This window comes from Corallococcus sp. BB11-1 (genome assembly GCF_026626625.1).
GTDB lineage: Bacteria > Myxococcota > Myxococcia > Myxococcales > Myxococcaceae > Corallococcus > Corallococcus soli.
Genome location: NZ_JAPNJY010000004.1, coordinates 93,628 through 115,171 on the forward strand (window position 1 = coordinate 93,628; position 21,544 = coordinate 115,171).

General features: G+C 64.8%; 16 protein-coding genes, 2 tRNA genes and 2 pseudogenes. 14 read left to right on the plus strand and 6 right to left on the minus strand.

Annotated features, from left to right (window positions below):
• Positions 1 to 2: 2 nt before the first annotated feature.
• From OV207_RS05875 to OV207_RS05885, 3 genes are all read left to right on the plus strand, one after another.
• Positions 3 to 464 (plus strand): hypothetical protein, encoded by a 462-nt coding sequence (locus tag OV207_RS05875; RefSeq protein ID WP_267553319.1) that lies wholly within the window; start codon positions 3 to 5, stop codon positions 462 to 464.
• 219 nt (positions 465 to 683) lie between these two features.
• A tRNA-Pro gene (locus tag OV207_RS05880) sits at positions 684 to 758 on the plus strand.
• 16 nt (positions 759 to 774) lie between these two features.
• Positions 775 to 850, plus strand: a tRNA-Leu gene (locus OV207_RS05885).
• Positions 851 to 907: 57 nt separating this feature from the next.
• Here the strand turns inward: OV207_RS05885 and OV207_RS05890 are convergent.
• Positions 908 to 1,177 (minus strand): annotated as a pseudogene (locus OV207_RS05890) (tyrosine-type recombinase/integrase); the annotation flags it as partial.
• Positions 1,178 to 1,261: 84 nt separating this feature from the next.
• Between OV207_RS05890 and OV207_RS05895 the strand changes: the two are divergent.
• From OV207_RS05895 to OV207_RS05910, 4 genes are all read left to right on the plus strand, one after another.
• Positions 1,262 to 1,690, plus strand: coding sequence for a hypothetical protein (locus tag OV207_RS05895; protein WP_267553321.1), 429 nt, complete (start codon positions 1,262 to 1,264; stop codon positions 1,688 to 1,690).
• 676 nt (positions 1,691 to 2,366) lie between these two features.
• On the plus strand, positions 2,367 to 2,954 hold the full coding sequence (locus OV207_RS05900; protein WP_267553324.1) for an ABC-three component system protein: 588 nt from the start codon (positions 2,367 to 2,369) through the stop codon (positions 2,952 to 2,954).
• Positions 2,948 to 3,454: an ABC-three component system middle component 5 gene (locus tag OV207_RS05905; protein WP_267553325.1), complete on the plus strand. Its 507-nt coding sequence runs from the start codon at positions 2,948 to 2,950 to the stop codon at positions 3,452 to 3,454. The genes OV207_RS05900 and OV207_RS05905 overlap by 7 nt, the downstream gene beginning before the upstream one ends.
• The gene (locus OV207_RS05910; RefSeq protein ID WP_267553328.1) at positions 3,441 to 5,354 is read left to right on the plus strand and encodes an AAA family ATPase; all 1,914 of its coding nucleotides are present in this window, start codon (positions 3,441 to 3,443) and stop codon (positions 5,352 to 5,354) included. The genes OV207_RS05905 and OV207_RS05910 overlap by 14 nt, the downstream gene beginning before the upstream one ends.
• Before the next feature lie 557 nt (positions 5,355 to 5,911).
• Here the strand turns inward: OV207_RS05910 and OV207_RS05915 are convergent.
• A protein-coding gene (locus OV207_RS05915) for an IS3 family transposase (RefSeq protein WP_267552771.1) occupies positions 5,912 to 7,080 on the minus strand; the annotation gives its coding sequence in 2 pieces (ribosomal slippage) (positions 5,912 to 6,825 and positions 6,825 to 7,080; 1,170 coding nt in all).
• Positions 7,081 to 7,084: 4 nt separating this feature from the next.
• Here OV207_RS05915 and OV207_RS05920 point away from each other — a divergent pair.
• The 5 genes and pseudogenes from OV207_RS05920 to OV207_RS05940 all read left to right on the plus strand — a co-directional run bounded on the left by OV207_RS05920 (position 7,085) and on the right by OV207_RS05940 (position 12,678).
• Entirely contained in the window at positions 7,085 to 7,375 is a 291-nt protein-coding gene (locus OV207_RS05920; protein ID WP_267553331.1) for a hypothetical protein, read from the plus strand.
• Positions 7,376 to 8,037: 662 nt separating this feature from the next.
• Positions 8,038 to 9,083, plus strand: a pseudogene (locus OV207_RS05925) (hypothetical protein); the annotation flags it as partial.
• On the plus strand, positions 9,073 to 10,593 hold the full coding sequence (locus OV207_RS05930) for a DUF2380 domain-containing protein (RefSeq protein ID WP_267553333.1): 1,521 nt from the start codon (positions 9,073 to 9,075) through the stop codon (positions 10,591 to 10,593). The pseudogene OV207_RS05925 and the gene OV207_RS05930, both read left to right, overlap by 11 nt.
• A complete protein-coding gene (locus tag OV207_RS05935) occupies positions 10,590 to 11,060 on the plus strand; it encodes an NUDIX hydrolase (RefSeq protein ID WP_267553335.1) in 471 nt (156 codons plus the stop codon). Before OV207_RS05930 ends, OV207_RS05935 begins: the two co-directional genes overlap by 4 nt.
• Positions 11,061 to 11,400: 340 nt before the next feature.
• Positions 11,401 to 12,678, plus strand: a complete 1,278-nt coding sequence (locus OV207_RS05940; protein WP_267553338.1) for an APC family permease — start codon at positions 11,401 to 11,403, stop codon at positions 12,676 to 12,678.
• Between the two features lie 703 nt (positions 12,679 to 13,381).
• On the opposite strand, the gene OV207_RS05945 is transcribed toward OV207_RS05940, so the two are convergent.
• Complete coding sequence (locus OV207_RS05945; protein WP_267553341.1) at positions 13,382 to 14,722, minus strand: ankyrin repeat domain-containing protein; 1,341 nt, start codon at positions 14,720 to 14,722, stop codon at positions 13,382 to 13,384.
• Between the two features lie 11 nt (positions 14,723 to 14,733).
• Positions 14,734 to 15,354 carry a zinc-binding dehydrogenase gene (locus OV207_RS05950; protein WP_267553343.1) on the minus strand — a complete coding sequence of 207 codons (621 nt, stop codon included), beginning with the start codon at positions 15,352 to 15,354 and terminating at the stop codon, positions 14,734 to 14,736.
• Positions 15,355 to 15,998: 644 nt separating this feature from the next.
• Between OV207_RS05950 and OV207_RS05955 the strand changes: the two genes are divergently transcribed.
• Entirely contained in the window at positions 15,999 to 16,370 is a 372-nt protein-coding gene (locus tag OV207_RS05955) for a hypothetical protein (protein WP_193347251.1), read from the plus strand.
• Between the two features lie 132 nt (positions 16,371 to 16,502).
• Here the strand turns inward: OV207_RS05955 and OV207_RS05960 are convergent, their stop codons facing one another.
• Together OV207_RS05960 and OV207_RS05965 are read right to left on the minus strand one after the other, a co-directional pair.
• Positions 16,503 to 16,709, minus strand: a complete 207-nt coding sequence (locus tag OV207_RS05960) for a hypothetical protein (RefSeq protein ID WP_267553347.1) — start codon at positions 16,707 to 16,709, stop codon at positions 16,503 to 16,505.
• Positions 16,710 to 16,828: 119 nt separating this feature from the next.
• Entirely contained in the window at positions 16,829 to 18,121 is a 1,293-nt protein-coding gene (locus OV207_RS05965; protein ID WP_267553348.1) for a hypothetical protein, read from the minus strand.
• Positions 18,122 to 19,204: 1,083 nt separating this feature from the next.
• Between OV207_RS05965 and OV207_RS05970 the strand changes: the two genes are divergently transcribed.
• Positions 19,205 to 21,100: a PA14 domain-containing protein gene (locus tag OV207_RS05970; protein ID WP_267553351.1), complete on the plus strand. Its 1,896-nt coding sequence runs from the start codon at positions 19,205 to 19,207 to the stop codon at positions 21,098 to 21,100.
• Positions 21,101 to 21,544 lie beyond the last annotated feature (444 nt).

A 21,544-nucleotide genomic window follows, 5' to 3' on the forward strand; every position in this document is an offset into this window, starting at 1 on the left:
CGATGTTGCCCGGAATCTCCGCGACCGTCACCCCCAGGTGCGGCACGGAGCCCCCCCGCGCCCTGCCTCGCTCGACGACCGCTCCCCCAGGGCCCCAGGCCCAGAAGCAGGCCTACGTGGATCTGCTCGCGAAGGCCCGGCTCCAAGCGCTGATGGATTCGGGCCCTGCCGCGCGGGAAGGTGCCGGTGCTCGTCCCGCCACCTCGCCGGGAGGCCGCAAGTACACGGTGAGGAACTACGTCTCCGGCGGCGTGCTCCTGGTCCAGCAGTATGAGATTGAGGGTATGGGCCACGCGTGGCCGGGCGGTAACGCCGCCTACCCGTTCGCGGACCCCGAGGGGCCCGACGGCTCCACCTTCATGTGGGACTTCTTCAAGCAGCACTCGCGCTGCGCGGCTCCGCATCCAGGGGACTTGTCAGGAACGGATTCGCGCGGCGTCAGTCATCCCCGAAAGGAGCGGTGACCATGACGATGCGCGACGAGCAGACCCCGAACCTACCCATCGACATGGACCCCGCCCCAGACAGCCTGGAGTTGGCGATCGCCTCCTTCCACGGCAGTCCACCCGGCACCTGACCCCGCCTCCCGGAAACCCGGGAGACGCAGGGCCAGAGGCCGGGCTCCCGAGGGGGGACCCGGCCTCAGTCATGTCCGGGTCCTCCCTCGATGGCTCACAACACATCGGGACGTAGCTCAGTCTGGTCAGAGCGCGCGCCTCGGGCGCGCGAGGTCGCTGGTTCGAATCCAGCCGTCCCGACTCTTCTCAGCATCACGCCGGGGTAGCCCAATCTTGGTAGAGGCGCCGCGCTCAGAACGCGGAGGTTGCGGGTTCGAATCCCGCCTTCGGCACACCGTCAGGCCCAGCAATCTCAACGGGTTGCTGGGCCGTTTTTCATTCTGTCAGCGTCATGTGCCCCCAATGTGCCCCTCCGGCGCCGGATGGAACCGAGGCACGGGCCTGTCGAGTTGCTGAACCGCGCTCTCCCGGGCTTCTGGAGCGAGGTGGGCATACCGCAGGGTCATCGCGATCTCCGCGTGGCCCATCAGCTCCTGGATGACCTTGAGCGGTACGCCGCGCATAGCGAGATGGCTGCCGTAGGTGTGGCGGAGATCATGCCAACCAATGCAGCCCTGCTCACGCGTGATGCCCGCGCGTCGCAGCAACCGAGGAAGCGGTGTGGAGTTGCCCCCGTCCAATCGAACAGCTCAGGGTTGAGAGTTAGCAGTACGGAACTCGCGGAGGACATCATCCGGTGCGCCATGTCCTACCGCTCCGTGGACGTGGAACGCGCGGCGGAGGGACTGTCCGTGCCCCTGCGCGACATCCTCCACACGCTGCTGAGGCCCGAGCCCTCGGAGCGCTTCGCCACGGCATCGGAGTTGGAGGGCCTCTTGCGCGCGCGGCTGGCGCAGTTGCCGCCCTACTCGGGGGAGGACGCGGTGAGGGAGGTCCAGCAAGCCCTCGTGGAAGCGGAGAACCAGCTCTGGGACATCGAAGTGCCGGACGATGAGGGCGGGATTGCCATACCCCTCCTCGACACGCCCCACCCGACGGACAAGGTTCCGACCGAACCCGCGAGTCGCGGAGGCTCACGAAAGCGGGCCCCGGCGACGCGCCACGCGGACGACGTGACGACTGTGCCAGGCCCTGGTGCCCGCCGGGTTGGGAGTCGCCTACCCACGCGCTGACGCCCCGACTTTCGCCTCCCGCCATGCTCTCGGGGGCATGCACCATCGTCCGGCTCGAACAACTGTCGAACTCAGCGGCTATACCGCGTTCTGCACACCGCACTGGTGTGCAGTCGGGAGGCGCAATCGCGGATAGGCGGCGCTGTGGCCATAGACTCCTCTGCATAACCAATGCTTCGATCTGTCTCTATTTGAATGGCTCATGCTATCAAAGAAGGCTTTCAAAGAGCGTCGCGGACAAAGCAACCACAGTTGCCAGCAGCCCTCTTGCTTGCTGAGCGCAAACACGAACCTCCTGAAGCGCGTGCATGCGCAGCGGGCCCAGGTCTAGAACGTCACGCGCGGGTCAGACTTGACCCAGTAGCCATCCCCTCCACACTCTAGTCTAGAATTCCATCCAGCTTGTTCAGCCACCTCCTCACCCCATACCCTATTCCAGTCCAGCCATCCCGGCGCCAAAGTCATCAGTGACCACCATGGACTCTCTCTCTCAGCTCATTACATTCGCAGCCACATTCGTAGCCGGAATCGCATCTGGCTATGGCATCAAAATCGCAGTAGACAACCGCCGTAAAAACTCCTCCGAAGCCACATCCACAACCCAAACGAACAACACCGTTGGCGGCCACCAAGCGGGGCGCGACATTAACGTTCAAGCCACAGACAAAAACGGGAGATGAATAGCCCGACAGAAGTCCGGCAAGAGGGAAACCAAGTAACCGGCCATCAGGCTGGCCGCGACGTCAACGTCTCGACGACGATTTATCAGCAACCACAGCAGGGCTCGCTAATGCGAACCCTGATTGCTCGATACAAGTCGGAAGTCGAGAACAATCCCGACTTCCGTCAAATCATAGAAGAGCTTCAGCACTACCTAACCAGCGCAGACGAGGACGGAGTCAAAGTTGTCGGTCTCGAAGTCAAACTAAAGACAGCGGGCCGCCAAGACGATGTGAGGCGAGCTGCTCGGCTGAAAGAAATCTTTTTCAAAAAACTCGAACGGCACTATTTTTCCGAGACGGCTCAGCATATCTATGCCTACATCCTGGGCCGCCTATTTCAGCTCTTCAACATCGAAGTCAGACCGCTGCTGTATGCTCAGGTCGAGCGATTCGCTATAGACCGAATTGTGCACGAACGAGTGTTGCAGCCAGTCTTCACCGAACTTGAAGACAACGTTCTCCTAATAAAGCACGATGAACTCTCAGGAATGCTCTATTTTTTGACTGGCAATTGCCACATAAGATGGACTGAATCGTGCTAACCTACCATCCAGCACTAGATCCTTACCATTCCGCCTTTCGCATCTTGCGTATTCTTTCAACAATAGAGTCGGGGCAATTAGAAACAGACAAGATTCGGATACTGGATTTTCTCCTTCTCTTCCCTCACCTGCTCCTTGAAATGCGATTGCCACAAAAAACCAAGGCCCAGGTACGCAAGCTGCCGATCAAACCCAACGCCTACAGTCTCACAAGCAGCCCCCGAGTTGTATTTGCAAGGATTGCTACACTTCAGCACCAAGCGATCAGAATCCTAGCAACGGCGGGCCTGCTAAAAATCGAGGATCCAAATCATCTTTTAATCAGCAAGACAGTCGCCAACAGTCCTCCGAGCCTAAAGAATGCTGTCGATGAGCGAAATCGTCAGGAGGCAGGAGTCATCCAGACCCTAGCCCGAGATATCGCGACAATCCCCCTGCTCGGCAGCGATGGATTGAAAGCCAGGACAAATTTAATGGAGTCTCGCTATGACCCGACTTGACCCAAGCCTAAAACTCTCCCGGCTACTGGTCTTCAAAGGCGGACACGCCGTATACGACGAGCGTTTCCATTCCGGCGTAAACATCATTCGCGGTGAAAATAGCAGTGGCAAAAGCACGCTTGCTGACATGATCTTCTTCGCACTAGGCGGAGAAAACATCCTTTGGAAAGAAGAAGCAGCCTCATGTGACACAGTAGTTGCTGAAGTACAGCTAAATGGCCGACCCGTCACACTAAGCCGCAGCATCTCCTCCCAGAAAGAGCGACCAATGCGCATATTCTGGGGAAACTACCAAGAGGCATCTGGTTCCGCTGAAGTGGGGTGGGAGCAATATCCTTACGCCCAAAGGGGCGCCAAGCAAAGCTTCTCTCAGGTGCTGTTTCGGGCTCTGGGTATTCCAGAAGTCCGAGGCGAACTTGCCTCACAAGTTACGATGCACCAGTTGCTACGCCTCGCCTACGCAGATCAGCGGACAGTTGTCGAAGAAATATTCAGACACGACGATTTCGACAAAAAGCTAGTCCGCGATGCTGTTGGTGCGCTTCTATGCGGATATTATGATGAAAAGCTATATGACGCAGAGTTTGGACTCAGAGATACAAAGGCAGAACTCGACCACATTCAAGGACAACTGAGCCAGCTCTATCAAATTCTTGGAGGGGATACCGCAGGGCTTGAACTGTTTTCCGTTGAAATACAGGAGCGACAGAAAGAGCGCAACACTCTATATGAGCAGCTCAAGACAATGCGCACCAAGCAAGTGTCTCCAGCACAGCTCACTTCAGACGCAGAAAGAATTACGGCAGAGACAAGCAAGAATCTCCGAGACACAACAGCTCGAATCAACGCCCTTGAGCGCCAACTGGCAGACCTTGACCTTGAGCTTGAAGATTCCAGTCAGTTTATTCAAACACTTCGAGACAAGGCGGAGTCTCTAAGGGATTCCCTGATCACACGCAATTCTTTTGGCGAGCTATCCTTCGATCACTGCCCCTCCTGCCACAATCCAGTTGCGCCCCCCAAAGAGCCAAACGCTTGCTCCCTCTGCAAGGCGGAGCTAACACCAGGGCGCGAACACTCTCAGTTACTCCGCCTACAGCAAGAACTTTCCCTTCAACTAAAAGAATCTCAGATGCTTCAGGATGAGCGTACCGCGATGCGCTCTGCGTTAGCTAAGCAACTGCCTCAACTGCGAGCTAAGCATCAGGAGTTCCAGTCCAAACTTGGGGATCTAACTGATACCGCCTCTCTCCAGCGAGACTCGGCGCTCGATGAAACCTATAGGCGCATCGGCTATCTCGATCGAGAACTTGAGGACCTACAAAAGCGTATCCAGCTAGCTGGCACTATTCGCCAGCTCGAGGATCGAAAAGCAGAGCTGTCCTTCGTCATTTCTAAGCTTGAGGACGAACTTAAAAAGCGTTACGCCCAAAGGGAAACCAGAGAGACGCATGCGAAGGCGGAGATTGGGAGATTCACTGGCATTCTGCTCAAGCAAGATCTGAAGCGCGAGCAACATTTCCAGGAAGTTGAGTCCGTCCGCTTTGACTTTACTGGAAATCGCGTGGAAGTGAATGGCCGAGCCAACTACTCTGCCAGCTCAATGGTAATAATCAAAAACTCGTTTCACCTAGCCTTACTTTTGGCATCCACAAAAAACGCCTTCTTCAGATACCCGCGCTTCGCGTTGTTCGACAATATCGAAGACAAAGGCATGGAAGAAGCTCGCAGCAAAAACTTCCAGAAGATTATCATCGAATCGAGCCGGGCCCTCGACATCGACCATCAAATTATTTTCACCACTTCGATGATAGCTCCTGAGTTCAATACCCCAGACTTGGTCGTGGGAGATTTCTATAAACGAGATCACAAGAGCCTACGGATGCCAGCAAGAATCTAGCTACCAGCATCGTGCCGCGATTATGCGGTATGTGCCCTCAATGTGCCCCTCCAGCGTGGATTGAAGGGGCACACCAGGGAACAACCTGGGACGATACGGGATGTTGAGTCCGAGAGAAGTCAGGGCGATGGCGGGTAACTGCGCGTCCTGCTTGAGGTTTCCCATCGCCCTGCCTGCGGGTTCGAATCCCGCCTTCGGCACATCTTCGGGCCCAGCAATCTCAACGGATTGCTGGATTTTTCTTTGTCCTCATTTTCTTCATGTGACCTCAGTGTGCCCATCAGGCGTCTCCAGCCCAAAGCGGCGCGCGGCTGGGGGGCTGGGCCGCTCCAGTTCCTGCACCGCGCTCTCTCGCGCCTTGGGCGACAGGTGCGCATACATTCTCGCCTCCTCACCTGCTTGGGGGCGCTTCGCCTCGTGGACAGCGAACGGATCGGTGCGCAGGGGATCCGGCTGACCTACGTCCCCGCCTGACACTCCCCGGCTTGGAAGCCTGCCGACGCTGGCGCAGGCCACCTGGCGCACTTGAGCTTGCCCGGTTTTCGTGGACAGGTGGGTTACGCAGCCAACGGCACCTGTGAGGCGGCCTTCTCGAACTCGACGGGGCTGACGTAGCCGAGCGAGGAGTGCCGCCGCTTGCGGTTGTAGAACACCTCGATGAACTCGAACAAGGCGGACTTCGCGGACTCGCGCGTCAGGAAGTCTACCTCGTGCACCAACTCCGTCTTCAGGGTGGAGAAGAAGCTCTCCGCCACGGCGTTGTCCCAGCAGTTGCCTTTGCGACTCATGCTGCACTGGATGCCGCGGGCGGCGAGGGCTCGCTGGTAGTCTTCACTGGCGTATTGGCTGCCGCGATCCGAGTGGTGCAACAGCCCCTTGGGGGGACGGCGGCCCTTGAGCGCCATGTCGAGGGCCGAGAGCACCAGGTGCCGGTCGATGCATCGGTCCATGGCCCAGCCGATGACGCGCCGACTGAAGAGGTCCAGCACGACGGCCAGGTACAACCAGCCCTCTCGCGTGGGCACGTAGGTGATGTCCGTCACCCAAGCCCGGTCGGGCTTGGATGGATTGAAGTCGCGAGCGAGCACGTTGGGTGCCACCGGCAGGCCGTGCTTGGAGTCCGTGGTGTGCACGAAGCGCCGGCGCCGACGGGCCCGCAGCCCGGCCTCGCGCATCAGCCGGGCCACGCGATGCCGGCCTACGTGCTGCCCCTGCGCCTTCAGCTCGGCGCGCACACGCGGGCTGCCGTAGGTGCGGCGGCTGTCCTGGTGCACCTGCTGGATTCGCTCCGCCAGCGCCGCATTGGCCTTCTGGCGGGCGGACGCCTCCCGCCCCTCCCAGGCGTAGTAGCCCGCTCGCGACACCTCCAGCACACGACACAGCAGGGCTACCGGGTAGCTCGCCTTCTTCTCCTGGATGGCCGCGAACCTCACGTGCTCTCCCTGGCGAAGAAGGCCGCCGCGTTTTTTAGGATTTCACGCTCCATCCGCAGCTGGCGTACCTCGCGGCGCAGCTGGGCGAGTTCTTCCTTCTCACCCGTCGTCAGCGCCCCGGACGGCCCCTGGCCTGCATCGGTTCGTGCCTGCCTCACCCAGGTTTCCAGGGCGCTGCGCGTCAGGTCCAGGTCCTTGGCCACCTGCGCCCGGGACTTGCCCTCCTCCAGCACCTGCTTCACCACCCGGGCCTTGAACTCCGGCGTGTACTTCCTTCGCTCTCGTCTCGGCATCGTCGTGGACATCCTTCGGTCACCTCATCTCGGGTGTCCACAAAACCCGGGGAGGCTCAACTTCTTCTCCTACGCGGCGGAGCGCGTCGCGCGCCTCACGCTCGCGGGCCACACCCGCGGCGGCCAGATGGCCTTCCTGGAGGCTCCACTGTTCAGCTTCGCCTTCAAGCACATGCTGGGCCGCTATCGCTTCCGAGACAGCCGCATCTACGTCTCCGGCGGCACGGGCCACTGGCTGCCGTTCCGCATCGGTGTGCCACCCGAGGTGACGCTGCTCACGCTGCGCAGCGCCTGAGTACCGGAGGTACGGGCAGGAGCCCCGGAGGACTCCGCCCGCCTGAAAGGCGTCTACATGCAGGAGTACCAGCCCGCCGAAGTCGTGGCGGACCGCACTCCCGTAGAGTCAATCACATAGACGCGGGGATCGATGTCCTGCCCCGCGGTTCCCCCCCCTGGATACGTGCAGGGGAAGAGGCTCTCCGCGCCTCCTGTATGGAATGGAAAGCTGTACGTCCTATTCGTGAGGTAGAGGTAGACCCGCTCGCCCCAATAATAAGTGTATGGAGGCACGCCGCCCGTCACCGAGCTTGAGCAATTCACCTCGTACTGGGCCTGAGCGCAGGCAATCGACACGACGGGGACGGAGAGCGTGGCGCGATTGGGTGCTACCTGCACATCGACATCATTTGGCGAAGGCACGTCCTCGTCAGAAGGCGGCCCACCGCACGCAGTGAGCAGCAAGCCTACGGACACCGGCAGCACGAACCAGCAAGGCATCAAGGCGGACTCCAAGTATTGAGAGGAAGGAATGCATGGCAACTCGATTCCAGATACGAGCTGGAATCAACTCACAGCGCATCCATCCCAGCTCCAACTCCCACTCTTTGACAGACGCGACTGGATTCTCAAAGACCCAGGCACCCTACCGCGCTGCCGCCCCCCAACAGCCGCAGCGGTGGCACGGGCCTCGTGCGGCGCAAGGACTGGGACAGCCTCTCGGACTTCGGGCAGATGGTGCGAGGCCTCAAGCTGGGCTCGAACGACGCGCCCGTAGGCGTCTGGTTCGGCGCGCTGGAGTCCTACAGCCTGCTGTCCGCGCACCTCGTGCGGCGCTATTCCAACCGGATCAATCCCGACTACCACTCGGCGGGAGGCTTCGTCACTGGCACGCTGGGGCCCCTCTACACGCAGGCGTTCGCATCGGACGTGCTGGGCGCGCGCCTCATGGGGGCGGAAGTCGCGCTGGACCTGGGGCACGTCTTCTTCGGCCAGTCCCGCGAACCGGGCCGCTACACGCTGGCACTTTCCGCCGTGCAGACTGGGGGAGGGGCGGCGGGCGCGCTCCTGCGGTGACGCTGGCGCATCTGGACGGCACCGCCGTGGTGGTGGTGCGGCCGGGCTTCGAGGCCCACCTGCTTGCCGGTTGGGGCGGACGGCCCGGTAAGGGCGGCGCATGGGGTGCGCTGGTGGGAGCAGGCGCGGATGCGTTGACGCCCACGCTGGACCTGCGGCTGCGGTTGGAAATGCGCAGGCAGCATGGCGGCTTTCGACAAGGCTTCTTCGGCCCGGACTACGAGCTGGCTCGCTTCAAGGCGGCGGGGCCAGAGGGAGTGCCGCTGGCGGAGGTCCCCTTCCCGGATGGGTACTCGGCCTATGGTGAGGCGGAAGTGGGCTGGGACGCGGTCCGCCATGGCGGCCTCTCCAAGCACCTGAAGGTGTCGCTGGGAGCGGAAGCCTTCTCGTGGGGCCGCTTCGACGTGGATGGGCGCGTGTCGGTGCAGCTCTTCGCGCGCTGCCTTGAAGTGGCGTTGAAGGGACTTGGGGTGGGCATGGGCCAGCCGGGAGCGCAATACCTGGGGTCCGCGGAGGTCCGCTGGCGATTGCTGGGCGGGAAGCTCTACGCGATGGGGGCTGGCGGCACGATGCTGTTCCCCACGTCGGAAGGGACGCTGCGGCCGGGGGCGTTCGCCTCGGTGGGCCTGGGGGTGGACGATGCGCGCTGACGCCCTCTTGCTGGCCCTGATGCTGATGGCCACGGGATGCGCCTCCGTGTCGCAAGCGCCTGGACGCGGCCGAAGCCTGGGTTACACGCCGCGTGGCACCTCCTCGGCCGCCTGGGTGGAAACCCCCAGCGACGAGCCTTCGCACGCCCGGAACCTCCTCCCGCACGCATTTGCTGAGCCCGAGCAACGGCTCCTGCGCCGCCAGCAGTCGCGTGACGACGTGGCAGCCGTGGGAGACGGCGCCGTCGGGGGCGGGGCCCGGAGCGCTGCATTGACTCGGCAGGCAGTCCTCGACGCCACGGACGAGGTCAAGGGCTCCCTGCGCAGCGTCGAGGCCGCGTTCACCCAACTGGCGGCCCGTCCTCCAGACCTTTGGGGCTGGAGCCTCACCGGCGTCTTCACGCGCTACCTCGACCAGGGCTCCAAGCAGGTGACGTGGCTTCAGGGCGCGCTTGGGAGTGCCACCGCGTTGACGAAGGTGGCCTCGGAAGTCGGCGACACGGACATGGGGCCAGGCCTCCTGCGCATGACGGGACCGAAGCTTCAGGCGGCCTGGTTCGGAACCCTCCTGCTGGCCACCTGGGTGGACTTCCTGCACCTCGCGGACGCTGTGCTTCGCAACTGCCCCATGTGCAGCGTCGAGAAGCTCTTCGCGGACCTGTATCGCGTGCAGGGGTTGATGGAGCCCACGCTGACGGACCTCGCCACACTGGAGCCAGAGCGGGTGGAGGCGGCGACGACCGCGATGCCCGAGCTGATGGGGAAGCTGACGCGCGAATTCGACACGCTCCAACGGGAAACCCGAGAGACCATGAAGTTGGGTGGGCAGGTCATCGCGGCGATGCAGGCGGTGGAGATGGTCACGATGATCTCCACGATGAAGATGGCCTTGCCGCGCGTGCCGCCCTCGGCCCCTGTGACGCTGAGCGTGGGCCTCGTGATGAGTTCGGGTGGGATCACGGTGGGCTCGCGGATCGTGGTTTCCGCAGAGTGGGTGGAAATGATGCGAAGGCTCGTGCAGGCGGGCGTCATCTCCGTTCCCGCCGTCGGCGCGGCCGTCCTCATTCAGGGCGGACAGGTCACAATGGCCCAGGCCCACCAGGACTTGCCCAAGGGCGTGCGGGACGCGCTGGGGGACAGCCCTGAAGTGCGCGGCATGCAGGTAACGAGCAGGGCTGGGGCAGGCATGTCGGACGCCCCGAAGCACCACGTGCTACCGCAAGAGCACCGCAAGTGGTTCGAGCAGCGCGGCTTCAAGGGCGACATGGACATTGACCAGTTCTGCATCCGGTTGGAGCAGGCCCACCACGAGGCAATTCACGGTGGAGGGAACTGGAGATTGGGGCGCATGTGGCCCGGTGAGTGGAACCGGATGATCATGGAGGCTCTGCACGAAGCTGAGATCACGGCAGGTCGGAGGTTGACGCGGAATCAGGTCCTGGACATCGTCGTGGAGCGTATGAAGGTCTACAGAGTCCCAATCACGTTCACGAAAGGGCGGAGCCGATGAGCGACGGACGTTCATGGCAGGAGAACTGGAAGGCCCGCTTATATGAGCGCGCCCGGGAGCGGGGCTACGACTCACTCACGGCTTTTGCCGAGGCCCGACCCACCGCATCGTTGGTGGCACTGGCCGAGGAGCTTGGTCCGGACGACGTTGCGGGAATCCAGGTGTACGATGGGCTGGTGGCTGAAGCGGTGCGAAGCAAGCAAGTGGCCCGTTTGGTACGTGGACAACTTGTACGCGAGCTGTGGGGGAGCATCCCTGATGGTTGGCCGGCCGTGTTGGATGACGACAACCGCTTCAAGGTAGCCAAGGCAGTTGGTCCCTGGATTGCCTATACCCCAGACACTCATAAGGAGCGCGCACGCCAATGCAGGACGTCGCTCCTCGCCAATCCGCCCCCTGCTGGCTGGCGTCCACTCGGTCCTGACGACGAACTGCTCCAGACGCTCCTTCCCGACGAGGAAGCTTGACCGGAAGCGGTGTGGAGTTAGCCCGTCAAGTTCGGACAGGTTGGCGGCTCGACTACGCACTTCTGTCACACCCGTTCTGAGAAACGCTTCTTCCACTCCGCTGGCAACGTGGGCGGGCCTTTCAACTCAAGAAGCTGCCGCAAGTCGTGCTTGAAGCCCCTGTGTCAGGAAGGTAGCGCACCGACACTCCGCCATCGGTTCCTGCCGCAGCTCGTGAACGCGGGGCGTCAGTCGCCGAGTGGAGGCGAATTCGCGGATTCACCGCATCTGTGTTCCAGTGGGTTCCCTTCCCCTTCCGTCCATGACCACCGAAACCCATTCGCCTCCTCATGAGCCGGGCATGCGGCGCGCGGTATCGCGCTGGGAAATCGTCGGGTTCTCCATCAACGACGTCATCGGCAGCGGTGTCTACCTGCTGCCCGCGGCGGCCGCCGCGAACCTGGGGTCGGCCAGCACAGGCGCCGTCATGCTCGCGGGGCTGGCGGTGCTGCTGCTCGTGCTCTGCTTCGCGGAGGCGGCCAGCTACTTCGACAAGCCCGGCAGCGCCTATCTCTACACGCGTGAAGCCTTTGGAGAACGGGTGGGGTTCCAGGTCGGCTGGATGACGTGGCTTGCGCGCGTCTCGTCCGTGGCCTCGTTATCCGTTGGCTTCTCCCGCGCGCTGGGCTTCCTGTGGCCAGCGGCGAACTCGGGCCTGGGCCAGGGATTGGCCATCGCCGTGCCCCTGCTCGCGCTCACGGCCATCAACGTCGTGGGCGTGAAGGGCGGCGCGCGCACCGCGGTGTTCCTCGCCGTCACCAAGACGGTGCCACTGCTGGTGTTCATCGCCGTGGGCCTCTTCTCCGTGTCCGTGCCGCTGGCGACGTCGGTGGCTCCCAGGGAGGGAGGCAACCTGGGGTCCGCGGTGCTGCTGCTGCTGTTCGCCTATGCCGGCTTCGAGAACACGGCGGCTCCAGCGGGTGAGTTCAAGAACCCACGCCGCGACGTGCCCTTCGCGCTCATCGTGCAGATAGGCGTTGTCACACTCATCTACACGGCGGTGCAGTGGGTGGCGCTGGGCACGTTGCCCGGGGTCGCGGACGCGCAGACGCCGCTCGCCAACGCCGCCGCGCGGTTCCTCGGGGGGTGGGGCGGGCTCCTCATGACGGTGGGAGGGGTGCTGTCCATCCTGGGAACCAACAGCAACACCGTGCTCGCCGGGCCGCGCTACCTGTACGCGCTGGCCCAGGACGGCTTTGGCCCCGCTGCGCTCGCCACGCTGCATCCGCGCTACCGCACGCCGACGGTCGCCATCCTCACGCAGACGGCCATCGCGCTGCCCCTGGCGTTCTCCGGCTCGTTCGAGGTGCTCGCCACGCTCTCCGTGGTGGCCCGGCTCGCCACGTACTTCGGCACGGCCCTGGCGGTGCCCGTGCTGCGCCGCAAGCTCCAGGCGCCCGCGAACGCGTTCCGCATCCCGGGGGGACCCGTGATTCCCCTCGCCGCCGCCGCACTGTGCGTCGTCTTCGCGCTGAGTGCGGAGCGCGCGAACCTCGTCGCCGGGGCCGTCGCGCTCGCGGTGGGCTTCGTGCTCTACAGGTTCCAGCGCAAGCCGGATGGGAAGGCGGCGCTCGGATAGCGCGGGATGTCGCTCAGGCCCTTCGGGAATTCAGCCCGTGTTGCTTCAAGGCAGGCTCATTCCCCTGCCTTTTTGCTCTCGCCCGTGCCGTGCCAGGCGCCCCGCTTCCGCGCTGCCGTGGCCGCCGAGCCCATCGGCGACCATGGCGCACCGGGCTCCGACGGCCCTGAAGTCATCCAGGGCTGTCCGTCCGAGCCGAGCACGTCACCGTACTGCAGCCAGGACTTGCTACAGGGGAAGTCCCATCTCCCGGCAGCGCAGGTACAGGAGATTGCGCTTCAACTCCTTGCTCGCCAGCGGGTTCGTGGCGCGCACGAAGTCCACCGTGGCCAGCTCCGGGTAGTGCGCGAAGAGGATGCCCGGGGCCCCCCAGCCTCATCCACGCGTAGTCCCCCGGCCGCTCCGGCCTCGACACGCAGAGCGCCGCGTAGTCGCAGGGGAGGAGCTGCGTGAGGATTCCCTGGGCGCGGGCCAGGACCTCGGTCAAATCCAATGAGCTGGAGAGTGCCCGGGTCAGCTCGAGCACGAGCACCTGTTCGTGCGCGGTAAGGTTCATCCCAAGGGCCCCCTTCCAAACGGTCCATGCAAGGACTTACAGTCTGGAAAGCCCGGAGGTCTGTCCCCCACAAGGGGTATGGACTGTCTTTGGGCCCTGGAGGCCGGCAACGTCTGCCCTTGAGATGTCTGTTGAAGCCGGGACGGCTCAGCGGGCCCCCAGGCTTTGCAGCAGCGTTACCATCTCCGGGCTTTTCCGGGCGGCCTCAAGCAGGCCCTCCCCCTCGGGCGTCTTGCGATCCACCCTCGCACCGTGCGCCACCAGGGCCCTGATGGCGAGTTCCGCCTCGGGCGAGTATTTCTCGTAGGCGGCGTAGATCAACGGCGTCCAGCCGCCACTGGAGACCTCCGCCGTGGCTCCCGCCTCCAGCAGGAGCGGAACGCACCGCAGTCCCCGGGTCGACCGGGTCGCGGCATGCAGCACCGTCTGTCTGTCCTGGCCCACCGTGTTGGGGTCGCCGCCCGCCTTGAGCAGGAGCGTCAAAGCCTCACAGGCCCCCATGCTGGCCGCATCGTTCATCGGACCGTTGCTTCGCTCGCGTCCCCTCCAGGAGAGGCCCCCCTCTAGCAGCGTGCGCACGAGTTCGAGGTCCGTCAACGCCAGCCGCAATGCCTCGGGATCCTGGGTGTCCCGAGGCATGTGGCGCATGAGGAGCGCGACCATGGGCGCGTCCTTGCGCTTCACGGCCTTTTGCAGCGCGGAGAAATCTCCGTCGGCGCTCGTGTTCGGGCGTGCGCCTCCTTCGAGCATTGCCTGGACACGGGCCCTGTCCCCTTGATCCACCGCCCGCAGGAGGTCCGGGTCGGTCTGGGCGGCGACGTCTTCCTTCCGCCGCTTCTCGATGCGCGCGTCAAAGTCGGGCTCCTTCTCGCGTGCCGTCTTCAGGGCCGTCGTGAGGTCCGCCAGCCTCGTGTCGGTGACGGGCCAGCGGTTACTGGAGGTCACCTCGAACCAGGTTCGTGCCTGGTTCCATCCTCCGGCGACGATGAACCGTTCCCCGAGCGCGGGGCCTGGAGCTGGCTCCTGAGCCCGTTGCTGAGCTTCCTCCATGGCGCCATTGCCGCAGAAGTGGTCCCCGAGCGACGCGCTGAAGACGGCTGGGAGGGGCTGGGTCTGCGGCTCCCCGAGGATGACCTGCTCCACGGTCAAGGCCACGCGTGGAGGGCGCTTGAAGGTCGCCCCCTGGTCATGCACCTCTAACACCCGGACTACGTACAGCTCACAGGTCGCGAGCGCCTTGGGGTCGATGCTCTCTTCTTGGACCATGTCGTCTGAGCGCTCCACGCGGTGCCATGACGCCCTCGTGATTCCCTGGCAGTGTTGGTCGCGCCAGTCCTTGGCTTCGGCTGGGAGTTCACGGGCGACGTCGCGCACGGGGACGTAGGCCCGGGGCCTGGTCTCCGCCACGCCGGACCGGCTCACCAGTACCAGGATGAAGACGAGCGGAAGGAATCCTCCCGCGAGGACCAGAACCCAGCGTTGGCGCATAGGCCGCGAACCTAGGCCATGGATCGCCCGGCCGTCACGACGCGGCCGGGCGGTTCCAGGCGCTTTCGCGTCAGTTGCCCGCGCTGCCTTCCACCGGCGGGGGGCGCGTGGAGGGGCTTGACGGGGCTGCCAATCTCCTTGTTCTCGTCCCAGGCCAGTGGCTTCACTTCCATCTTCGCCCCCTTGTTGCCCGGGGTGCCGGCGTTCGGGGTGCTCGGCTTCGCGGAGGCCGAGTGATCGCTGAGGCTGTTGCTCCCCTGCTCGGTGAAGTCGGAGCCACCCACGCCCTCATCGACGCGGTCCGGGTCCACGACGCTGTCCTCATCCGGGGCCAGGACGCCCGAGGACCCCGAGCCGCCCGTGGCCTTGTCCCAGCGCTTTGCGCTGTCCTGGGGCGCGTCCGTGGACAGCTCTTGCATGTGCTCGAGGGTTTCCTTGCGGCCCACGGCCTCGTCGTCGGAGTCCGCGCCCCGGCCGTGCGTCAGCTCGCGGATGGCGGCCACCGGGTCCCTGACCTTCACGTCCGTCGCGCCGAAGACCTTCGCCAGCTCCAGCTTCTTCGGGTGCACGTCCACCACGATGATGCGCTCCGCCCCCGCAGTCACCGCGCCCTGGATGATGTTCAGCCCCATCTCCCGCGCCGCTTCCTCTTGCGTCCCACCCTCCACCTGCCGCGCTCTCAAATACGCCACCGCCCGCGTGCGGAAGTCCTCGCCGAATCTCCACCGCGTCCCCCGGCCCGCTGAGCCTCCACCTCCTGCTTCAGCTTCGCTGCCAGCTCCTTCGACTCCATGCCCACGCGCTCCTCCTGCAACGAATCGAGCGCTCACCTGCGCATGTCATCCTCCTCCCGTCACGACGGGGTCGGGCGAGGAGTGACTCTCTGCCAACGTGAGTGAGACCGTCCGCACCCAGCAGTTTGGTGTGTAGGGCGAGCCAAGCAGGAACGATGAATCCGGTGGTGGAAGAGGCTCGGGTCCGGGAGACCGAGGTGGTGGAGAAAGCCAGGCGGCGAGGGCCAGGTCCTGTCCACGAAAGCGGCGGCTCTCCCGCACTTCGTGTGGACGAGGCGCTCAAATGTCGAAGCTGGCGGCCTGATGACGACCCACCCGGTGTCTCCACAATCCGGTGCGGTACACCCCTCGAACGCGAAAAGGAGGTGAGGAGGAAATACCGCCCCGCACGTTACTTCGAGCGGAAATGCAGAAACGCTTTCCGGAGCCCCCGCCCATCCTGGGCGCGGAGGCCTCAACCAACAGCATAAGGGGACAACACAATGAAGCGAGCGTCCATCGTTGTTTCGGCGGTGATGATGTCGGTCGGGTTTGCCAGCACGGCCCTGGCGGCCCCCATCACCGTGAATGGCTACGTCTGCGCGGCGACGTATACCCGGCAAGCCAACGTCACCTACGGCCAGGGCTACGTGGTCGTGCAGGTGAACACCGGGGCGAACTGCACAGGGAGCTTCGTCGGCAACTACTACTACCTGGGCTCGGGCGCCTCGTCCGCGGGCTACCAGTACAGCGAGGCCGAGCGCCTGGGCCTGTTCGAGCGCGCCACCCAGGCCGCCACCCAGGGCACGTCCGTCAGCCTGTACGTGGAAGGCGCGGGCATCGGCATCCTCAACACCACCTACCGCGGCAACTGACGGCGGATGGGCTGACGCATCGGGCGAAGAGGAGGCCTGTTGAGGGTGGGGGCTGGAGCAGGGGTGCCGAGGAGGGACGCTGACGGGTGCCGCCGAGCTGTGCGCCTGGCCGGTGCAGAAGCCGTGCAGCCCTCATGGGCGAACCACCAGGCTCTTGCTCTGGCCGTAGCCACCGGAGTCCTGCACCACGAGGCTCGCGGATCCGCCGAGCAGTTCCGCCGTGTCACGCGCCTCGCCCGCGCGCTCACGGGCATTGATGACGGTGATGGCGCCGGTGGGGTCGCGGCGCCAGGCGGAGTCGACGAGGGCGTCGGGGACGCCCTTCCCGAGGACCTCCACGGTGGGGAGGATGAACTCGGGAAGGGGCGTCTCGCGGGCCTTGGGCGCAGGCGTTTCCTGCCCGGCCCGTCCAGGAGGTCACCCCAGGCCCGTCAAGGCGCGGCCCGTGTGGCCACGGCTCACGGAGCCTGCTGGATGCGGATCAGGCGCGAGCCGTTCTTGTCCCGCACGCCGAGGAGCAGATCCGACCCGATGGCGGTCATATCGAACACCTGGGTGCACCGGTCCGGGAAGACGACAATGGGGTGCCGGGCGCCAGCGGTCACGGTCGCGCCAGCGTTCGTCACGCTGATGGCGAAGCGTGAGACGTCGCTATAATCAAATGCATAGGGGGAGTTGGGCCCGGGGGGGCCGATGCGAAGCACCGACACGCCCTCGCCGTGCCTCGCCAGGCGGGCGACGGGCGCCCCCGCGTCCAACACGGGCGCATCCGCCAGGGAGAACGGGATGCCGGAAGTCATTGCCTGGGTGATGGCCGCCGGGGCCACCACGCGGGTGACGAGGTTGAAGGAGGGGTCGTAGTAGCTCACCAGCACCACGCCGTGAGTGGACACGGAGATGGAGAAACTGCGCCGGTTCTCTGACGGGAACGTCGCCACCGTCGTCTGGGTGAGCGGCGCGGTGTCCGTCCTCAGCGCGACGAGGGTCTCCCTTTCTCCGGCCTCCCCCTCCCACGGGTATTCCCACGGGTCATTTCCCAAGGGCCTCGTGGTGAGCAGGAACGCGCCCGGGATGACCCCTGCGGCAGTGAGGTTCGTCAAAGGGATGAAGGTGGAAGCAGCGGGCGTGTCAATGTCATACACCGCCAAGATTCCCGGATAGTTCACACCGGCGATGATGCGCTGCCCATCCGTCTCCACGAAATCGTTTTTGTGATTGAAGCTGTCGGCAGTGGGCAGGTTCAGCAGCGGCGCCACACCCAATGACAGTTGAGGCCACATGCCCAGCGAGTACAGCGCATGCGGGCCGCTGTAGTTCTCCGACACCAACGTGTAGAGCGAGTACGTGGGGCCAGGAGTGACGCCCAACGGGCCCGTCCCCTCGGGCAGGGGCGCGGACTCAGCGGCCACGAAGCCTGGCTGGAGCTGGAGCGTGCCCAGCTTCGGGTCGTGCGGGGCGGGCAGACAATCCCCTGCGTCATGGCCCCAGCCCGCGTCGATGCCCGTGCCGGCGTCGGAGGTCGTGCCCGCGTCCGTCGCGGTGCCGGCATCGAAGGCCGTGCCCGCGTCGGACGCGAAGGCGGCCGTCAGCCCGCACTGTCCATCGACGCATGCGGTGCGCGGGTCCCGGCCGCTGGCATCAGCGACGTCTCCTTCACCGCAGCCCGTGCCGGTCAGCACCATCGCCAGGGTCGTCAGCACCCAGGCGAACCCCTTGAGTCCCTGTCCTGCCATCATCCACTCGGTCTTCATCCGTGATCGCTCCGGTGCCTTGCGCACATGTGGGACACGCCAAGCGGAGGGGGAGTCCGCCACTGCCTGGACCATCAGGGGCTGCATCAACGTCGCACCGTGCGGATGCGACACACCGGCAGTGCGCGAGGTAGGCATGAGGGGAGTGTTTGTCAATGCGGGTCGGGTCAATGCCTCACGGCACCGCGATGAGAGGGGGTTTGCACCCGACACCTGGCTCCGTGAGCTCCGGGCCTGCTCCCCCCGCGTCTCTCACCGCGCAAGACACGCGCTGGAGCATCCGCGCCCATCCCACGCATCGGGCGAAGAGAAGGCCTGTTGAGGGCGAGGGCTGGAGCAGAGGTGCCGAAGAGAGACGCTGACGGGTGCCGCCGAGCTGTGCGCCTGGCCGGTGCAGAAGCCGTGCAGCCCTCATGGGGCACACGCCCGCTCAGGCCGCGCTCCCCTCAGGGGCGCGGCAGGGGGTTTGGGCATGGGGGCCACCGCGGCCTGGCGCTCAACACCCCGCGCTCTGGGGTGGTCCCCGTGCTGGGGACATTCTCCCAGGCAGCGTGGGCCGTCCCAGGTGCTCCAGGAGGGCACGCACCCCACTGGGAGCGGATGCTCTCGCCGGTGGTGGTGTGCGTCGCCACCGGGCGCTTCTTGCGGTGGGCCTCCTCCACACCGGAGAGGGTGACGTACTCCTGCTCGATGAGGGACTGAGCCGGAAACTGGAGCGAGGGGAACTGCCCGCCCTGGGGGCGCGTGGCTCGGTCACCGCACGGTTGCCGCCCCATCTCGTGAAAGCAAGCTCCCCGCGGCCAAGACAGGTGCCTGCGATGCCATAGCAGAGCGCGGCAGGCAGGCCTGGAGACGCTCAGGGGGCTCCGCTGCCGATGACCACCAGCCCCAGTGAGCGCGGGCACGGGGACGGCCCGGGACTGGACCTGGGTGGAGGGCTGCTCGGGAGCCGGGGGCTCGGGAGCGCCGGCCCCGGAAGATCCTGGAAGCCTTGATACAGCGCCAGCCTTTAATTACAGCTTTTAATTGTAAGTTTACTTATACTAGGAGTTCTTGAATCCGTCACTAATCAAGGTGCTTTTCATGAGCAGAGCGATGTTCCCCCTCCGGGCCCTCTCCGTCGTCTCCCTCTCCCTCCTCGCGGCCTGCCAGGGCCCCTCCTCCGAGGAGGGCGACCACCTCGAAGCGGGCAGGGCGGCTGCATCGGAGCTCGTCTCGTCGAGCGTGTCTCCCAGCAGCGACGTCGCCATGAGTGGCATCTGGGCGGGTGGCGGAAGCGCGCCAATCCACGGCCTGATGGATGACGGGGTCTCCTTCGCGGCGAGCGATCGTGGCGGTTCGTTCGCGCGCAGCGCCCCCGCGCGGGCGTCATCGACCCTGACGTTGGGTTATGACACCGCGAAGTCGGGCGGCGCCTCGACGGTCGTCGTGAACTACGACGGGTGGGCAATCAATGGCGGTGCCGGCTCGCTCCTCGTGAAGCTCTACGACGGCGCGACCTTGCTCGCCACCAGTCCTGCCCACGCGCTCACCAACACCCCCGCGAACTTCAGCGATACCTTCACCCACCTGGACGTCGTGGACGCCCGGCTGCTCCGCACCGAGCTCGTCTTCGAGAACAGCGCGGCAGCCGGCTCGCTGGTGTCGTCCATCATCTGGCTGGACATCACCAGTCGCCGCGGCACCGGGCTCCAGGGGCAGTACTTCAACAGCATGGACCTCACCGGCGTCCCGGTGAACCGCGTCGACCCCACCGTTGACTTCAATTGGGGAGCGGCTGCGCCCCTCTCCGGCGTCGGCGCCGATGGCTTCAGCGCGCGCTGGACGGGCAAGGTCAGCGCCGACCACACGGAAACCCATACCTTCTATACGACCAGCGACGATGGCGTTCGCCTGACCGTGAACGGCACGCGCATCATCGACAACTGGACCCACCACGGCGCAGTCGAGAACTCCGGGACCCTCGCCCTCCAGGCCGGCGAGTCCTACGACCTCGTGCTCGAGTACTACGAGAACACGGGCAACTCCGAGATCAAGCTCTCGTGGTCATCGCCCTCGAAGCCGAAGGGCGTCATCTCCAAGGAGAACCTCTTCCCGGGGCCCGTGAGCACACCGCCTCCTGTCACGGTGCTGACGTGTCCCACGGGCTTCACCCGCGAGCTCTTCCGGGATGACTTCGACGGCAATGCGCTCGACGACTCGAAGTGGAACATCGTCCAAGGCAACAACAGCCCCAGCAACGGCACGTTCACGAAGCTCACCAAGATGCTCCGCGCCAACGTGAAGGTGGAGGGCGGCAGGTTGAAGGTCTCCTCCAAGCGTCACTGCGCGGACCCGTATCCCAACATCACGCCGGAGCACCCTGCCCAGTGCGCGGGGACGAACTACTACTCGGGCGCGTGGCTGAAGGGAAATGACACCTTCGCTCCGGGCAAGGGCGTGATGGCCTTCCACGCCAAGATGCCGGCGCCCATGCCGGGCACGTTCCCTGCCCTCTGGGCCCGCAACAGCTTCGGCGATGCGCGCTATGGCGAGCTCGATCTCGTCGAGACCTGGTGGGACATCCCCAAGGGCACGGCCAACAATCCCAACAAGTTCTCGGTCACCACGCACCTTGGCTCAAGCCCGATGATCCACACCTCGGGCAACGATGTGGGCCCCTTCGCCAATCTGGTGACCGCATTCCACGTCTGGGAAGTCGAGTGGGACGCCACCGCGGTTCCGGCGGTCGCCAGGTACTACTACCGGGACAGCCTGGGCGCCTCGCGCATCCTCGTGCGGGCCGTGAACTTCCAGACCGCCGGCTTCAACGGGAAGGTGACCGACGCGGCGTTCCGCACGGCGCTCGCCGACGGATGGCGTCCCTACATCGACTTCGCCGTGCAGCCGGACGACACCTGGCACGTCGGGCCGGACACCGCGGTGACCTACGACCCGGATGACCTGGAAGTCGATTCGGTCATCATCTGCGCCCCCTGACGCAGCGCCTGTTCCGCAGGGGATGCGCCCGTCGCGTCAACCTGCCGGGGATCTCATCGCGTGAGCGTTCCACGGCGCTGGCGCCCCACTGGGAGCCGTCAGAGACGCCAGCACCCGGCGCCTGCCTCCACACCTGCCGCAGGCGAACACGTCCAGCGCGAAACTCCTGCTTGAGCAACCCGGCCCCATCCCGCCGCGGCGTGCGCTCCGGGGTCGGCTCCTGTCTCGTCGCTGCTAAAGGCAGCTCGCTTGCCTCTTCCGGCTTCGCCTCTGCCACCGATTGAGGGACAGAAATGGCCGGGGTTTCGCGGGCGTCGTGACAAACGCTCCAGCGCCAACGCGCCGCGCGCTCCATGGCGGCACAGCCGCTCCAGCCCCTGCCGATCATTGGCGTGCAGGTGCGTATGGGCGTGCAGGGAGCATCCCTCCAGGAACGCCGGGAGA

Bases quoted from the DNA above. Each gene is read 5' to 3' on its own strand.
- OV207_RS05875 (WP_267553319.1), top strand. From the start codon at position 3: ATGTTGCCCGGAATCTCCGCGACCGTCACCCCCAGGTGCGGCACGGAG.
- OV207_RS05895 (WP_267553321.1), top strand. From the start codon at position 1,262: ATGTCCTACCGCTCCGTGGACGTGGAACGCGCGGCGGAGGGACTGTCC.
- OV207_RS05900 (WP_267553324.1), top strand. From the start codon at position 2,367: ATGAATAGCCCGACAGAAGTCCGGCAAGAGGGAAACCAAGTAACCGGC.
- OV207_RS05910 (WP_267553328.1), top strand. From the start codon at position 3,441: ATGACCCGACTTGACCCAAGCCTAAAACTCTCCCGGCTACTGGTCTTC.
- OV207_RS05930 (WP_267553333.1), top strand. From the start codon at position 9,073: ATGCGCGCTGACGCCCTCTTGCTGGCCCTGATGCTGATGGCCACGGGA.
- OV207_RS05935 (WP_267553335.1), top strand. From the start codon at position 10,590: ATGAGCGACGGACGTTCATGGCAGGAGAACTGGAAGGCCCGCTTATAT.
- OV207_RS05940 (WP_267553338.1), top strand. From the start codon at position 11,401: ATGCGGCGCGCGGTATCGCGCTGGGAAATCGTCGGGTTCTCCATCAAC.
- OV207_RS05945 (WP_267553341.1), bottom strand. From the start codon at position 14,722: ATGCGCCAACGCTGGGTTCTGGTCCTCGCGGGAGGATTCCTTCCGCTC.
- OV207_RS05950 (WP_267553343.1), bottom strand. From the start codon at position 15,354: ATGGGGCTGAACATCATCCAGGGCGCGGTGACTGCGGGGGCGGAGCGC.
- OV207_RS05955 (WP_193347251.1), top strand. From the start codon at position 15,999: ATGAAGCGAGCGTCCATCGTTGTTTCGGCGGTGATGATGTCGGTCGGG.
- OV207_RS05965 (WP_267553348.1), bottom strand. From the start codon at position 18,121: ATGAAGACCGAGTGGATGATGGCAGGACAGGGACTCAAGGGGTTCGCC.
- OV207_RS05970 (WP_267553351.1), top strand. From the start codon at position 19,205: ATGAGCAGAGCGATGTTCCCCCTCCGGGCCCTCTCCGTCGTCTCCCTC.